Source organism: Halomonas lysinitropha (genome assembly GCF_902500215.1).
GTDB classification, from domain to species: Bacteria; Pseudomonadota; Gammaproteobacteria; order Pseudomonadales; family Halomonadaceae; genus Halomonas; species Halomonas lysinitropha.
Window position 1 is genome coordinate 13,105 of record NZ_CABVOU010000031.1, and the last position, 13,730, is coordinate 26,834.

Annotated in this window: 15 protein-coding genes; 7 read left to right on the plus strand and 8 right to left on the minus strand. The window is 64.2% G+C overall.

The genetic code is table 11. The annotated features are described in order from the left end of the window. Positions 1–47: 47 nt before the first annotated feature. Entirely contained in the window at positions 48–503 is a 456-nt protein-coding gene (locus tag HALO32_RS08120; protein WP_151443292.1) for a universal stress protein, read from the minus strand. A 105-nt stretch (positions 504–608) separates the two neighbouring features. Between HALO32_RS08120 and HALO32_RS08125 the strand changes: the two genes are divergently transcribed. Further along, entirely contained in the window at positions 609–1,145 is a 537-nt protein-coding gene (locus HALO32_RS08125; RefSeq protein ID WP_151443293.1) for a preprotein translocase subunit YajC, read from the plus strand. Here the strand turns inward: HALO32_RS08125 and slyA are convergent, their stop codons facing one another. Then, positions 1,146–1,589, minus strand: coding sequence for a transcriptional regulator SlyA (slyA, locus tag HALO32_RS08130; protein ID WP_151443294.1), 444 nt, complete (start codon positions 1,587–1,589; stop codon positions 1,146–1,148). Positions 1,590–1,658: 69 nt separating this feature from the next. Next, positions 1,659–2,987: a DUF5924 family protein gene (locus HALO32_RS08135; RefSeq protein ID WP_225809848.1), complete on the minus strand. Its 1,329-nt coding sequence runs from the start codon at positions 2,985–2,987 to the stop codon at positions 1,659–1,661. Positions 2,988–3,132: 145 nt separating this feature from the next. Between HALO32_RS08135 and fadB the strand changes: the two genes are divergently transcribed. Both fadB and fadA read left to right on the plus strand, forming a co-directional pair. Then, positions 3,133–5,310 (plus strand): fatty acid oxidation complex subunit alpha FadB, encoded by a 2,178-nt coding sequence (gene fadB, locus HALO32_RS08140; RefSeq protein WP_151443295.1) that lies wholly within the window; start codon positions 3,133–3,135, stop codon positions 5,308–5,310. A 51-nt stretch (positions 5,311–5,361) separates the two neighbouring features. Next, positions 5,362–6,540: an acetyl-CoA C-acyltransferase FadA gene (gene fadA, locus HALO32_RS08145; protein WP_151443296.1), complete on the plus strand. Its 1,179-nt coding sequence runs from the start codon at positions 5,362–5,364 to the stop codon at positions 6,538–6,540. A gap of 78 nt (positions 6,541–6,618) precedes the next feature. Here the strand turns inward: fadA and HALO32_RS08150 are convergent, their stop codons facing one another. Both HALO32_RS08150 and HALO32_RS08155 read right to left on the minus strand, forming a co-directional pair. After that, positions 6,619–7,635: a TAXI family TRAP transporter solute-binding subunit gene (locus tag HALO32_RS08150; protein WP_151443297.1), complete on the minus strand. Its 1,017-nt coding sequence runs from the start codon at positions 7,633–7,635 to the stop codon at positions 6,619–6,621. Between the two features lie 264 nt (positions 7,636–7,899). Continuing rightward, positions 7,900–8,361: a flavodoxin family protein gene (locus HALO32_RS08155; protein WP_151443298.1), complete on the minus strand. Its 462-nt coding sequence runs from the start codon at positions 8,359–8,361 to the stop codon at positions 7,900–7,902. Between the two features lie 160 nt (positions 8,362–8,521). Between HALO32_RS08155 and HALO32_RS08160 the strand changes: the two genes are divergently transcribed. After that, positions 8,522–8,998 (plus strand): YbhB/YbcL family Raf kinase inhibitor-like protein, encoded by a 477-nt coding sequence (locus HALO32_RS08160; RefSeq protein WP_151443299.1) that lies wholly within the window; start codon positions 8,522–8,524, stop codon positions 8,996–8,998. A gap of 115 nt (positions 8,999–9,113) precedes the next feature. On the opposite strand, the gene HALO32_RS08165 is transcribed toward HALO32_RS08160, so the two are convergent. After that, positions 9,114–9,998, minus strand: coding sequence for a LysR family transcriptional regulator (locus HALO32_RS08165; RefSeq protein ID WP_151443300.1), 885 nt, complete (start codon positions 9,996–9,998; stop codon positions 9,114–9,116). A 112-nt stretch (positions 9,999–10,110) separates the two neighbouring features. Here HALO32_RS08165 and HALO32_RS08170 point away from each other — a divergent pair, with 112 nt between their 5' ends. The 3 genes from HALO32_RS08170 to HALO32_RS08180 all read left to right on the plus strand — a co-directional run bounded on the left by HALO32_RS08170 (position 10,111) and on the right by HALO32_RS08180 (position 13,229). Further along, positions 10,111–10,992 carry a HalD/BesD family halogenase gene (locus tag HALO32_RS08170; RefSeq protein ID WP_151443301.1) on the plus strand — a complete coding sequence of 294 codons (882 nt, stop codon included), beginning with the start codon at positions 10,111–10,113 and terminating at the stop codon, positions 10,990–10,992. 84 nt (positions 10,993–11,076) lie between these two features. Then, positions 11,077–12,360, plus strand: coding sequence for a M24 family metallopeptidase (locus HALO32_RS08175; protein ID WP_151443302.1), 1,284 nt, complete (start codon positions 11,077–11,079; stop codon positions 12,358–12,360). 332 nt (positions 12,361–12,692) lie between these two features. Next, positions 12,693–13,229, plus strand: coding sequence for a GNAT family N-acetyltransferase (locus HALO32_RS08180; RefSeq protein ID WP_151443303.1), 537 nt, complete (start codon positions 12,693–12,695; stop codon positions 13,227–13,229). 9 nt (positions 13,230–13,238) lie between these two features. Here HALO32_RS08180 and HALO32_RS08185 read toward each other — a convergent pair whose 3' ends face one another. Both HALO32_RS08185 and HALO32_RS17960 read right to left on the minus strand, forming a co-directional pair. Continuing rightward, a complete protein-coding gene (locus tag HALO32_RS08185) occupies positions 13,239–13,493 on the minus strand; it encodes a glycosyltransferase (protein WP_225809859.1) in 255 nt (84 codons plus the stop codon). Then, the gene (locus HALO32_RS17960) at positions 13,457–13,627 is read right to left on the minus strand and encodes a hypothetical protein (protein WP_192576467.1); all 171 of its coding nucleotides are present in this window, start codon (positions 13,625–13,627) and stop codon (positions 13,457–13,459) included. Before HALO32_RS17960 ends, HALO32_RS08185 begins: the two co-directional genes overlap by 37 nt. Positions 13,628–13,730 lie beyond the last annotated feature (103 nt).

Genomic DNA, 13,730 nt, shown 5'->3' on the forward strand with positions numbered 1-13,730 from the left:
CAAGGGCGCCACAAGGCCGCCCTTGCGGTGGAGCAAGGCGCGACTCGTTATTCTTCACTTTCCTCGCCCTTGGCGCCTACCCGTACCGCCAGCACGTCGCACCGGGCCCCGTGCAGCACGCCGGTGGAGGTAGAGCCAAGCAGCAGGGCGAACCCATGACGGCCGTGGGAGCCGACCACGATCAGATCGACGTCTTGTTCCTCGGCGAAGCGGTGGATTTCGGTGTCGGGCATGCCCACCACCACATGCTGGTTCTCGCGGGACACATGGGTGTCGGCAATCTCGGCCAGGCGCTGTTTGGCGTGTTCGTCGAGTTGGTCCTGAATGCTGGTGAGGTCCATGGGTATATCGCCACCGTAGGCGAAGCCCAGCGGCTCCAGGGTATGCATGATGGATAGCTTGGCATGGTTACGATCGGCGATCTGCATCGCCCGCTCCAGCACCTTGTAGGAGTCCTTGGTCAGATCAACGGCGACCAGGACATGACGATATTCGTTGCTCATGGTGCGACTCTCCGTACAGCGTCCAGCGTATTGGGGACGCTTCCACTCTAGGATGCCTCGCATGACAAGACAACGACTTGCATCAAGATTCACGAGGAGAACGGTATGGCCTGGCTGATCATTTTCATCGCGGTGATGCTGGTGATTTCACCGGTGCTCTGGATCAAGCCGAGCCCGCGCCAGAAGCGGGTGGCGCAGATGCGTACGGCCATGAGCCGGGCGGGTGTTACCGTCAAGCTGGACAAGCCACCGTTTCACGAAGCCAGGGGTGTCATGCCCCACTACCGCTGGCCCTATCCGCCACAGCAGCCAGGGCCTGATTTCACGCTGGTGCGAGACGTCGAGGCGGGTCCGGCACTCAAGCCGTTTCGACATGGCTGGTACTGGCGCTTCGAGCCGCTGCGGCCTCTCCCAGAAGCGGCCGAGGCGCCGCTCGAAGCCCTACTGACGCGCCTGCCCCTGGATGCCAAGGTGCTGGAATCGAACAGGGCCGCGCTCGGTCTCTGGTGGTGGGAGTCTCAGGATGCCGAGCGGTTCTCCAGCTACCTGGGGGATTTCGCGGCCCTGCGTGACGCCCTCGCCGGGCATCCCGATCAGCCGGGGAGGGAACAGCTCCCGGGCCGGCCGCGCGACGGAAGGTGATTACTCCACGTCTTCGCGGGCCTGGATCGCCAGGCCGTTCTCCTCGATGCGCGACAGCAGGCTCGCCAGTTGCTCGACTTCCGCGTCGTCCAGGCCGGCCAGCATCTCGCCGCGCGCCTGGCTGACGACCGCGTCGATCTGTTCCAGCAGCGGCGTGGCTTCGGGGGTCAAGAAGATTCGTTTGGTGCGGCGGTCCTGGTCGCAGCCGCGCCGCTCGATCAGACCTTGCTCGGCGAGCTGGTCCAGAGTGCGGACCAGGGAGGGGGCCTCGACGCCGATGGCCCGGGCCAGGTCGCACTGGGGCTGGCCATCACCGAGCCGCCAGAGGTGGTAGAGGGTAATCCAGCGGGTCTGGGTCAGGCCCAGCGGCGCCAGGCGCCGGTCGATGACGGCGCGCCAGAGGCGCGGCACGCGGGAGAGCTGGAAGCCGATGTTCTGGTGCATGGGTCTGTGCATCCGGGAAAAGCCTTACTGGATTGTCCGAACCGTCCGCGTGAAATGCAAGCAGGCTTATCATTGCATCCCCTCGTTCTTGCCCGCCTCATCTTCTGTCTCTTCTGTCTCTTCTGTCTCTTCTGTCTCTTCTGTCTCTTCTGTCTCTTCTGTCTCTTCTGTCTCTTCTGTCTCTTCTGTCTCGCCATCCTTCGCGGCTGTGTCGTCGGAGGCCGATTCGGGTCGGGGCAGCAGCTGACGAATGTCCAGACCGGGGATCCCCGAGGGACGCTGGATCGTGCCGTCGGCCAGGGTGGCTGTCTGGGCATCTTCACTGACCGTGAAGCGCAGCAGGCCTATTCGCTGACCGCTGTCGGTCATCACGTCGATGCGCCACCTGCCCTCGGACTCGGCGGGAAAGTTCTGCTTGTGGCTCCAGGATCGGTAACCGGCTTCTCGTCCTCCCTGGATCTCCAGTGGAATGCGGTCGACCTCCTCGCCGTCCTGTCGCCACACATGTACTACGTCCTCAAGCAGGCCGCGGGGGGCATGGATCGCCGTAAAGGCATAGAGCCCCTCGCGGGTCAGTGCCGCCGGGGTCAGGGGGGTGCTGCCGACCGGCCTCCTGGCCTCGGTATCGAAGCTGGGAGAGAGGGCGCTGCCCGAGATCCATAGACTGGCCGGCGGCACCCAGACGCGACCTACCCAGGCCATCCCGGCCAGCAGAGGCACCAGCGCCAATATCGTCAGCCAACGTGAGCGAGTCATCGGTCGTAGCAGGTGCATCAGGCTCGGCAGGCTGAATAGTCCCATGGCGCCGATGGCCAGCAGCAGGCTCTGGCCGGTGGTCAGGTGCAGCAGGGTCGGTAGCGTGACCAGTACCACCAGGAACACGCACTGCGCATGGAAGGCGAAGAAGAGCCAGCGCTGCCGTTCGGCCAGCCGATAATAGAGTGGGTCGAGGATCGACAGCAGCGCCATGGCCATGATCAGCAGGGTGAAGAACGCCTGGCCGCTCTGCCATACCGTGGTGGCGAGCAGAAAGGGCAGGGTGAAGAACAGAGTCTCCTGGTGGATCAGTTGGGCGATGAAGGTGGTCACGCCACGCGGCAGGGTCGGGTAGCCACGCCGGGCCAGCAGTCGGCCGATCAGGCTCTCGGTAAGCAACAGCACCCAGGCCAGCAACATGCCTAGTGCCAGCATGGCGCCCAGCCATTGCTGGCGTTCCACCAGGAAGAAGCTTCCCAGGCCGGCGGCCAGGGCCATTGGTGGCCACAGCCAGCTCCAGGGCCGCACAAGCTCCACCAGCCGTTCGATACGGGCCTGCCAGGCGCTGAGGCGCGGCGACTGCTTGCCGACGGGAGCTGTCGCGGAGGGCTCTGGCGCATCCGTCGCGGGTTCGTTTTTCATTCGTCGAGTCTAACAGTCGGGTTCCCGTTGGGGTGAGTCGCTCTGGACGTGCCATGCTGTCGGCAGGGCTTGACGTTCGGTCTCGGCTGCACCAAGCTGTCAAAAAATCAAACGGCCGTATGAATTCCTGCATGGAGGTTCCTGGATGATCTATCAAGGCAATGCCATCACGGTGGCACGTGGTCTCAAGGACGGGAGCGATGCCATTGCCACGCTCACTTTCGATTTGAAGGACGAGTCCGTCAACACGCTGTCCAGCGCCGTGGTCGCGGAGCTTGGGAAGGCCGTCTCGGCCATCAGGGCCGAGAGAGGTCTCGAGGGCCTGATGATCTGCAGCGCCAAGGAGGCGTTCATCGTCGGCGCCGACATCAACGAGTTCCAGGATATGTTCGCCCAGGGAGCGGACCAGATCGAGAGCCTGCTCGAGCGGGTGCACGGCATCTTCAATGCCATAGAGGACCTGCCGTTTCCCACCGTCAGCGCCATCAATGGCCTGGCCCTGGGCGGGGGGTGCGAGATCACCCTGGCCACGGACTTTCGCGTCATGGCCGAGTCCGCAAAGATCGGCCTGCCCGAGACCAAGCTGGGCATCCTGCCGGGCTGGGGTGGCTGCGTGCGACTGCCGCGAATCATCGGTGCCGACAACGCTATCGAGTGGATCGCCGGCGGCAGCGAGAACCGCGCCGACGCTGCCCTCCGCATGGGGGCGGTGGATGCCGTGGTGCCCGGCGAACAGCTGGAAGCCGCGGCGAACGACATCCTGGCCCGCGCTCGGGCAGGCGAACTCGATTACCAGGCTCGCCGCGCAGAGAAGACAGGTCCCCTGGGCCTCGGCCCCATCGAGCAGATGATGGCCTTCGAGACCGCCAAGGGCTATGTGGCCGGCAAGGCGGGGCCGCACTACCCGGCACCCATCGAGGCGATCAAGGTCATCCAGAAGGGTGCCGGCGAGTCGCGCGCCCGCGCCCAGGCCATCGAAGCCAAGGCCTTCGCCAAGCTGGCGCTGAGCGATGTCGCCTTCAACCTGGTCGGCCTGTTCATGAACGACCAGGTGGTCAAGAAGAAGGGCGGCCAGTATGAGAAGCAGGCGCGGCCCGTCAAGCAGGCGGCGGTGCTCGGCGCCGGCATCATGGGGGGCGGCATCGCCTACCAGAGCGCCTCCAAGGGCACGCCGATCCTGATGAAGGACATCAAGACAGAGGCCATCGAGCTCGGCCTGAAGGAGGCGCGCAAGCTGTTCGCCAAGCAGGTGGAGCGGGGCAAGTTCTCCACCGAGCAGATGGCCGAGAGGCTCACCAACATCCGCTCGACCCTATCCTACGGGGACTTTGACCATATCGATCTGGTGGTCGAAGCGGTAGTCGAGAACCCCGAGGTCAAGGGCAAGGTGTTGGCCGAAGTGGAAGAGGCGGTCGGCGAGGAGGCGATTCTTACCACCAATACCTCGACCATCTCGATCACTCGCCTGGCCGAGAATCTCAAGCGGCCGGAGAACTTCTGCGGCATGCACTTCTTCAACCCCGTGCACCGCATGCCGCTGGTGGAGGTCATCCGTGGCGAAAAGACCGGCGATGCCGCCGTGGCGGCCACCGTCTCCTACGCCCGCACCATGGGCAAGACGCCCATCGTGGTCAACGATTGCCCCGGCTTTCTGGTCAACCGTGTGCTGTTCCCCTACTTCGGCGGCTTCAACTTCCTGCTGGAAAAGGGCGCCGACTTTCAGCGCATCGACAAGGTGATGGAGACGTTCGGCTGGCCCATGGGCCCCGCCTACCTGCTCGATGTGGTGGGGATCGATATCGCCGTGCATGCCGGTGAGGTGATGGCGGAAGGCTTCCCTGAGCGCCTGGCGCAGGAGGGCAAGAGCGCCGTCCAGCTGATGTTCGACAACGAGCGCCTGGGGCAGAAGAACGACAAGGGCTTCTACGCCTATGAAGAGGACAGGAAGGGCAAGCCGAAGAAGGTCAGCGACGACGACGCCTATGCGCTGGTCAAGCAGGTGGTCAAGGAGCAGAAGGAGTTCTCGGACGACGACATCATCGCCCGCATGATGGTGCCGCTTTGCCTGGAAGCCGTGCGCTGCCTGGAGGACGGTATCGTCGGCACCGTTGCCGAGGCCGACATGGCGCTGATCTACGGCATCGGCTTCCCGCCGTTCCGCGGCGGCGCGCTGCGCTATATCGATGCCATGGGTGTCGATGCCTTCGTCGAGCTGGCCGAGGGCCTGGCAGAGGAACTCGGCCCGCTCTATGCGCCCACCGACAAGTTACGCCAGATGGCCAGTGCCGGCGAACGATTCTATCCCCGCCAGGCCAAGAGCTGAGCCCGCCACTCAACGGTCAGGACATTCCGGTCATTATTTAAGGAGTTATCGATGAGCTTGAATCCGAGAGACGTGGTGGTGGTCGACTGTGCCCGTTCCGCCATGGCCAAGGCAAAGCAGGGCAACTTTCGCCACGTGCGCGCCGAAAACCTCTCCGCCGCCGTGATGCAGGCGCTGTTCGACCGCAACCCGGGGCTCGACCCGACCGAGGTCGACGACGTGATCTGGGGCTGCGTCAACCAGACCCTCGAGCAGGGAATGAACGTCGCCCGCAACGCCGCGATCCTCACCGAGATCCCGAACAGCGTGCCGGCTCAGACGGTCAACCGCCTGTGCGGCTCGTCGATGAGTGCGCTGCACATTGCCGCCGCCAACATCCGGGCCGGCATGGGCGAGTTCTATATCGTCGGCGGCGTGGAGCACATGGAGCACGTGGGCATGACCCACGGCGTCGACGTCAATCCCGCGGCCAGCAAGCACGTGGCCAAGGCCGCCATGATGATGGGCCTGACCGCGGAACTGCTGGGCAAGATGCACGGCATCTCGCGACAGGATCAGGATGCCTTCGGCGTACGGTCCCATCAGCGGGCCCAGGCGGCGATGGAGAACGGCGGCTTCGACCGCGAGATCATCGGCATCGAGGGCCATGACGCCAACGGTTTCCGGATCCGGGTCGATCGTGACGAGGTCATTCGTGGTGATGCCAGCCTGGAGAAGATGGCCGAGCTCAAACCGGCCTTCGACCCCCGCAGCGGCACCGTCACGGCCGGCACTTCCTCGGCGCTCTCGGTCGGCGCGGCCGGCATGGCGGTGATGAGCTACGAGCGTGCCAAGGCCTTGGGCCTGGTGCCCATCGCCCGGGTGCTCTCCACCGGCGTGGCCGGCTGTGATGCCTCCATCATGGGCTACGGCCCGGTCCCGGCCTCGAAGAAGGCGCTGAAGACAGCAGGCTTGACCATCGACGATATCCAGACCGTGGAGCTCAACGAGGCCTTCGCCGCCCAGTCGCTGCCGGTGCTCAAGGATCTGGGCCTGCATGACGCCATGGACGACAAGGTCAATCTCCATGGCGGTGCCATTGCGCTGGGCCACCCATTGGGCTGCTCCGGGGCGCGTATCATCACGACCCTGCTCAACGTGATGCAGGAGCGCGATACCACCCTGGGGCTGGCGACCATGTGCATCGGCATGGGGCAGGGTGTTGCCACGGTGTTCGAGCGCCTCAACTAACACGCTCGGTCAACTCTTTTTGCCCTGGTAAGCAGAACGGCACCCTACGGGGTGCCGTTCTGCGTGGTAAAGCGGTGTTCAGTGGGGCGCCGGCGCGCCCCGCGCGGCAAGGCGCCGCTGTTCGTTGCGTTCGGAGAGCATGGCCTCGGGCCCGAGCCAGCCCTGTTCGCGGTAGTAGCGAATGGCGCCCTCATGCAGGGGAGCGCTGAGCCCGTCACGGATCATCGTCTGGGCCGTGAGTTGTCCGAGGGCCGGATGAGTCGCCTTGAAGCGCAAGAAATCCGCGAAGACGCTCGCGACCAGCTGGTAGACCAGGTCGGGATCGGTGTCTGCCGTGGTGACCAGGGTGGCCTTGACCCCGAAGGTGCGCACTGCAGGCTGGTCCGGGCCGTAGAGGCCGCCGGGAATCGAGGCTCGCGTGAAATAGGGGTAGGCATTCACCAGCAGGTCGACGAAATCGCCCTGCACGTCGACGATTGCAGCATCGCATAGCCGGATGGCCTGGGCCACTGAGGCATTGGGGTGGCCCACGGTGTAGACCATGGCATCGATATTGCCGTGGCAGAGCTCCATGGACTGCTGGTCGGCCGGCAGGTCATGAGCCAGGCGGAAGTCACTGCGACTCCAGCCTCGGGCCTCCATCAACCGCAGCATGGTGCCGCGTTGCCCGGAGCCCGGATTGCCGATGTTCACGGAGCGTTGCTGCAGGTCGTTGAAGCCCTGGATTCCGGCATCGCGGCGCACCACCAGGGTGAAGGGTTCGCTATGCAGGGAGAATACGGAGCGCAGACCTTCGTCCGGCCCGTCATTGCGGAATCCTTCAGTGCCCTGGGTGGCATACTGCTGAAGGTCCGACTGGACCATGGCCAGTTTCATTTCGCCCCTTCGCAGGGCCCGCAGGTTGGCGCTGGAGCCGTCACTCGGCTGAGCTCGGCAGGGCATGTCGACAGTGCGACACAGCGCGCGTCCTACCACATGGTAGACCCCGGAGGGGCTGGCAGTGGCGATAATCACGGGGTCGTCGGCCTGAGCGAATGGGTTCCAGAGGAGTAGGCTGGTCACTCCGATGACTAGTAGCCTTGCGGTTGGTTTCATGACTCATCTCACATCAGTGAGTCGACCAGAGACATCCAGAACCAAGAAGAGACTGGAGGGTAGCCGAAGGTGGGGAGGCTCCACATCATTTCTGGCCGACAGTTTGTATTGTTGTGTTCTTGTTGATGGTGTCGAGTCGTCGTGCGATCAATCGAGGCGGCATCGAGACAGCCCGAGCTCGCTGGTGCATACACGGCTACTCTTGAGGTATAGCAGGTGCACGAGAGTCGGAAGGAGCTATCAATAGAATATAAACATATAACTTTAGATCACGCCGGCCTCCAATCCCGCCGCGACTGCCATGCTCAGCTCTTCCACCTGTTCGGCAAAGGCATCCTGCCACTTGCCGCGCAGGGTCAGCGGTTCCTGGGCCCATTTCCAGCGTAGGCCGGTGACGATCCCCTCCACCGCTCGGCGAGTGCCGGTGCCGTCGCGGCCGGCGCGAATATAGAGCGCGCAGGGCAGGCCCTGTTTTTCCTCCAGTACCGGGTAGTAGCTGCGGTCGAAGAAGTCCTTCAATGCTCCGCTCATGTAACCCAGATTCTCGGTCGTGCCGAGCAGGATGGCGTCGCAGGCCAGCACGTCCTCCGGGCCCGCTTCCAGCGGTGCCTTCACGACCACCTCGACGTCCTCGATGTCAGGATGGTGTGCGCCCCGCTCGGCGGCCTCGCGGAGTCTGAGGGTATTGGCCGAGGGGGCGTGAGCGACGATCAGCAGGCGAGGCATGGCAGTCTCCCGGGTTGAATTCGCGGCGTACGGCCATCATGCCATGGGCAGGTGACGTTGACAGGCGTCGGGCTTTCTCCGACGCTGAGCCGGCGCTATATGACCGTCATTCCTGACATTGACATCTCAACATCTTGGACATCCAGGGAGGTTGATCACCATGGCCTTTGCACTCTCGACCATGCAGTTGCACAGCCCGGCCTTCGCGGCGGGAACCGCCATTCCGAGGCAATTCACGGGGGAAGGGGACGACATCTCGCCGGCCCTCTCCTGGGAGGATGCGCCCGAGGGCACCAAGGGATTCGCGGTGATCTGTCACGACCCGGATGCCCCCCTGGTGCAGAACGGCACTTACGGTTTCGTGCACTGGGTGCTCTATAACCTTCCGGCTTCCACCCACTCGCTGGAAGAAAACAGTGGCGAGGGCACCCCAGGGCTGAACGACTTCGGCAAGACGGGCTACGGGGGGCCCATGCCGCCGGATGCTCACGGAGTTCACCACTACTACTTCTGGGTGCTGGCGTTGGACAAGGCCACCGACCTGCCGGAGGGCCTATCGCTACCCGAGCTGCTCAAGCAGGTCGAGCCTCACCTTCTCGGTATGAATCGCCTGGTGGGCACCTACCAGCGCGACTGATCCGGGTGGCGTTGCGTCCTCTCGGACAGGCAAAAAGCAAGAAGCGCCAGCGAGCCCGCGTCGGCAACGATTCGGGCTCGCACCGGTTTTCTCCCCCTGGGTTGGATAAACAGACTCAGGGAGTGGCCTCGCGCGGCTCCGGCGCGGCGACGCCGTCATGATCGATTACCAGATGCTCCAGCTCTTCGCAGAAGGCCTCGATCGCATCGCTGGCGTGTCCCGGCCGGCGGTGCAACTCGATCTCTACCTGCCCCAGAGGCGGCAGCCCCTCCGCCTCGCCGACGATGCGGCACCCCTCGGGGATACTGCGGGGGGTCTTCACGGTCATCGCCAGGCCGGCCTGAACCGGCAGGTTGATGCCGGTAGGCGACTGGCTGGAATAGTGGACCTCCCAGAGTCGCTCCTGGCGGCCCAGGGCCGAGAGGGCATGGGCGCGGAAGATGCATCCCTCGGGGTTGAGCGCCAGGGGCAGCGTGGCCCAGTCGGCCGGCGAAATGCCCTCGGCCACCACCCACACCATCGGTTCCCAGCCGAGCAATTGCCCTGACTGTGTCGGCTGATGGCGGATCGATAGCACCACGTCCAGCAGCCCCTCCTGGAAGCCCTTTACCAGGCTGGCGCTCATGTCGCATTGGATCTCGAGGCGCGTATCGGGGAAACGCTCGGCATAGCGCGGCAGCAGGGCGGGCAGGTAGGCGGCGGCCTGCTCCTCCGAGGTGGCAAAGCGGATCAGTTCGCCTCGCTGCGTCTTGCCCATGGCGCTTCGCGCTTCGTCCTCGAGCTTGAGCATGTGTCGGGCATAGGGCAGCAGCCGCTCCCCGGGGGCGGTCAGCAAGACGCTACGGCTGGTGCGCTCCAGCAGCGACTGGCCCATCTGGTCCTCGAGGCGCTTGATCTGCAGGCTCACCGCCGACTGGGTGCGGTGCAGAACCTTGCCGGCGGCGCTGAATCCCTGGCATTCGGCCACGGTGACAAAGGTGCGAAGTAGCACGGTATCCATGATCAATGAGCTCTTGAAATTGGTTGTATCTTAATCATTCATTTTCATTATGGATTAGGCGTCATTAAGCTGTCCAGTGACATCCCGCCACTCTCAGGAGCCGAGGCGCCCCATGCAAGCAACAGCTGACGTCCAGACGACCAACACCCTCGATGGCCTTATCGACCTGACTCGCTACCCCGTCGATGATGTGGACGGTGAGGCCGGCCGCGCCCTCATCGCGCAGTGCCGTCGCCAACTCGACGAGGACGGCTGCGTGGTGCTCAAGAACTTCGTGCCGAAAAAGGCGCTGGCAAGGCTCGAGGCCGAGACCGAGCGCCTCTCGCCGGAGGCGCACTACAACCAGATCGAGACCAATCCCTACAACAGCGCCGGTGACCCCGAGAAACCCCTCAGTCATCCGGTGAACCGCTTCGACGACCGCACCAACGGCTTCGTCGCCGGCGACCGAATCGATGGCGACACCATTATCCGCCAGGTCTACGAGCATCCCGACTTCCAGCGCTTCATCGGTGCCGTGGTGGGCATGGAGGAGATCCACCAGTACGCTGACCCGCTGGCCGACCTGGTGGTCAACGTGCTGCGCGAGGGCTGCCAGCATCCGTGGCACTATGACACCAACGAGTTCATCGTCACCATGATGACCCGCCAGTCCCATGGCGGCGGCCGCTTCGAGTACGCCTCCGGCATCCGCAGCCCCGAGGGGGAGAACTTCGCGGAGGTGGAGAAAGTGATCGACGGCGACCGCACGCGCCTCAAGTCCCTCGATCTCCAGCCCGGCGACCTGCAGGTCTTTTTCGGCCGCTATTCGCTGCACCGGGTCACGCCGGTGGAGGGCGACAAGGAGCGCCACACCGTGATCTTCGCCTATGCCAAGGAGCCGGGCTTCATAGGCCGTCCCGAGCGTGCCCAGCGCATCTTCGGCCGCATGGCGCCGGTCCACGAACGGCTCCTCGAGGAGGGCATGGACCGCTCGGACAGCCTGGCCGACTGAGCCCTGACGTCGCCTCCTACTACCTCCCTTGCCGATGGCCGCGCGTGCAGGCGGCCATCCCCTGACGACACAGCGAGAGACCCCATGAGCATCGTAGAGTCAGAGAAACTGACCGACAGCGAACCGGACCGGATTCCGGTCGTGCCGTCTGCGCCGATGGCCAACGGCGACAGCATCCCTACCGCCTTCGACCCCAGGCAACTACGCGCCGGGCGTCTGGAGCGCCTGAGGGCCATGATGGCCGAGCAGGGCTATGCCGCCCTGGTGCTGTTCGACCCGAACAATCAGCGCTACGCCACCGGCTCGCGCAACATGTTCGGCTATTTCCTGCGCAACTCCACGCGCTACATCTATGTGCCACTTGAAGGCCCGATCATCCTCTTCGAGTATCCGGGCAGCGCCCATATCTCCACCTGGCTGGAGACCATCGACGAAGCGCGCACCTCCAAGGTGGTGTGGTCGGCGGTGAACCAGCGCGACAATCTCTCCTCGGATCCCTTCGGCGTGGAAATTGCCGAGCTGATCCGGGAGCATGGTCGTGGCAACAGGAAGGTCGGTCTGGACCGTTGTGCCCTCAACCTGGCCCGTTCGCTGGAGGCCCAGGGTCTGGATGTCTTCGACTGCATGCAGGACACCCTGCACTGCCGTCGTATCAAGACCCCCGAGGAGATCGCCTGCCTGGCCCAGTCCATGGCGGCAAGCGAAGCCTCGGTGGCCGAGGTGGAAGCCGCCATCAAGCCCGGCGTCACCGAGAACGAGCTGTTCGCCATCATGTACGGCGAGGTGATCCGTGGCGGCGGCGAGTTCATCGAGACCCGCCTGCTCAACTCCGGGCCGCGCACCAATCCCTGGTTCCATGAGGCCAGCGACCGCAAGATTCGCCCCGGCGAGCTGGTGGCGCTGGACACCGATACCATCGGCTGCCATGGCTACTACTCCGACTTCTCGCGCACCTTCCATGTCGGCCCGGGCCGGCCCAGCGCCTACCAGCGCGAGCTCTACCGGATGGCCTACGACCAGGTGCACCACAACATGGGCATCCTCAAGCCCGGCATGACGTATCGCGAGATATCCGAACAGGCCTGGAAGATACCCGAGCGCTTCCTGGATCGTCGCTACCCCTCGATCATCCACGGGGTAGGCATGCACGGCGAGACACCGCTGGTGGCCCACCACATGGACTTCGACCGTTTCTCCTCGGACGGTGTGCTCGAGCCCGGCATGGTGGTCTCGGTGGAGAGCTATATCGGTGAGGTGGGCGGCGCCGACGGCGTCAAGCTCGAGGAGGAGGTGCTGATCACCGATACCGGTATCGCCAAGCTCTCCCGCTACCCCTTCAACGAGGCACTGCTCGGCCGCGAGTTCTGAATCTTTGGCAGGCCCCCAGCTGAACGTCCCCTCCAGCTGACTCCGTCCCTCCTCGCGTTCTCCCATCGCCCATCCATGTAGGATGGGCGATGTCGTTACGCGACGGGTTAATACGCCCTTGCATAACTGCTGCCCCAAAGCCCGCATTCATACCTGGGGCTGTGCTAAGTGGGCACAGGCATGCTCGCCGCTGTGTCACTATTCATCATTGGGTGCTATGCATAATGGTCTAAAGCAGCCACATGTGTTCGATACAGGCGCACTTTGACCGTCCATTTTCCTGCATGCAGCGTGCTGCACGGTCATGGTGAAGCCGGCAGGGGGCCTAGAAAATGACATTGGCAGGGTTTGATGCGTCGCAGGCGGCAGAGATCGAGGCGCTGTTTGTGACGACATTCTCCCACTCGGAGGGGCCGGCAGAAGGCGAAGTGGTAGGTAGACTGGTGCGCCACCTGATGGTTGATACCGACCCGCGGGATGTCCTGGGATTCGTGGCCATGGAGAAGGGCCGTGTCGTGGCAGGCATCTTCTTCTCGAGGCTCACGTTCGATGCCCCGGTGGAGGCCTTCCTGCTGTCACCGGTGGGGGTGCGACCCGATCACCAGGGCAGGGGCATCGGGCAGCGCCTGATACGCTTCGGCCTCGAGCGGCTCAAGGAGAGGGGCGTGACGCGAGTCTTCACCTACGGGGATCCGGCGTTCTATTCGCGTGTCGGCTTCACGCCGGTCGCCGAGTCGAGGGTGTCGGCGCCGTTCAGGCTGTCCCAGCCGGAAGGCTGGCTCGGCCAGGGGCTGAATGGGCATGAGATGACGGTCCTGGCCGGTGTCCCATGCTGCGTCACGGCGTTCGGCGATCCCGCGTACTGGTGAGGTACAACGTCACCAGCCTGGTCGCCTGGCCGCCTGGGTGTCCTCGTGCCACCGGATGGCATGACTTGGGCCCCGGCGGGGAAGCGTCTCGCGTCGTGGTAGCCAGCGCACGAAGTGGTGCAGGTACTCCTCGAAGAGGGTGTGGTACGTCGCCACCACGGGAAGGCCCAGCCGTTCTCCCAGGCCGATGCCGGCGCTGTGCGCCACGAAGGGGGTATGCACGTGGATCAGGTCGAACGCCCTGGCCAGGAGTTGCGGCGCCAGTGGCCTGCCGCGAAGAGGAAGTGAGTGCTCGGCGCGTCCCGTTCGGCCTGATGCTGCAGGCTCAGCGCATTGCCATGGGCCAGCCGCGTGAGGAATGCTTGCTCTGCGGGGCTGAGTGGTTTGCGCTGAGGCATGACGGTGGGCTCCTGTGGCACTCTCCTAGAGCCTGGCGTTCGAACATGACAACGGTGTGTCAGGTCAGTTGGTCACTACCGCTCGACTTCGAAGCAAGGAGAA

Excerpts from the sequence above, each read along its gene's own strand:
- HALO32_RS08120 (WP_151443292.1), bottom strand. The coding sequence starts at position 503 with ATGAGCAACGAATATCGTCATGTCCTGGTCGCCGTTGATCTGACCAAG.
- HALO32_RS08125 (WP_151443293.1), top strand. The coding sequence starts at position 609 with ATGGCCTGGCTGATCATTTTCATCGCGGTGATGCTGGTGATTTCACCG.
- slyA (WP_151443294.1), bottom strand. The coding sequence starts at position 1,589 with ATGCACCAGAACATCGGCTTCCAGCTCTCCCGCGTGCCGCGCCTCTGG.
- HALO32_RS08135 (WP_225809848.1), bottom strand. The coding sequence starts at position 2,987 with ATGAAAAACGAACCCGCGACGGATGCGCCAGAGCCCTCCGCGACAGCT.
- fadB (WP_151443295.1), top strand. The coding sequence starts at position 3,133 with ATGATCTATCAAGGCAATGCCATCACGGTGGCACGTGGTCTCAAGGAC.
- fadA (WP_151443296.1), top strand. The coding sequence starts at position 5,362 with ATGAGCTTGAATCCGAGAGACGTGGTGGTGGTCGACTGTGCCCGTTCC.
- HALO32_RS08150 (WP_151443297.1), bottom strand. The coding sequence starts at position 7,635 with ATGAAACCAACCGCAAGGCTACTAGTCATCGGAGTGACCAGCCTACTC.
- HALO32_RS08155 (WP_151443298.1), bottom strand. The coding sequence starts at position 8,361 with ATGCCTCGCCTGCTGATCGTCGCTCACGCCCCCTCGGCCAATACCCTC.
- HALO32_RS08160 (WP_151443299.1), top strand. The coding sequence starts at position 8,522 with ATGGCCTTTGCACTCTCGACCATGCAGTTGCACAGCCCGGCCTTCGCG.
- HALO32_RS08165 (WP_151443300.1), bottom strand. The coding sequence starts at position 9,998 with ATGGATACCGTGCTACTTCGCACCTTTGTCACCGTGGCCGAATGCCAG.
- HALO32_RS08170 (WP_151443301.1), top strand. The coding sequence starts at position 10,111 with ATGCAAGCAACAGCTGACGTCCAGACGACCAACACCCTCGATGGCCTT.
- HALO32_RS08175 (WP_151443302.1), top strand. The coding sequence starts at position 11,077 with ATGAGCATCGTAGAGTCAGAGAAACTGACCGACAGCGAACCGGACCGG.
- HALO32_RS08180 (WP_151443303.1), top strand. The coding sequence starts at position 12,693 with ATGACATTGGCAGGGTTTGATGCGTCGCAGGCGGCAGAGATCGAGGCG.
- HALO32_RS17960 (WP_192576467.1), bottom strand. The coding sequence starts at position 13,627 with ATGCCTCAGCGCAAACCACTCAGCCCCGCAGAGCAAGCATTCCTCACG.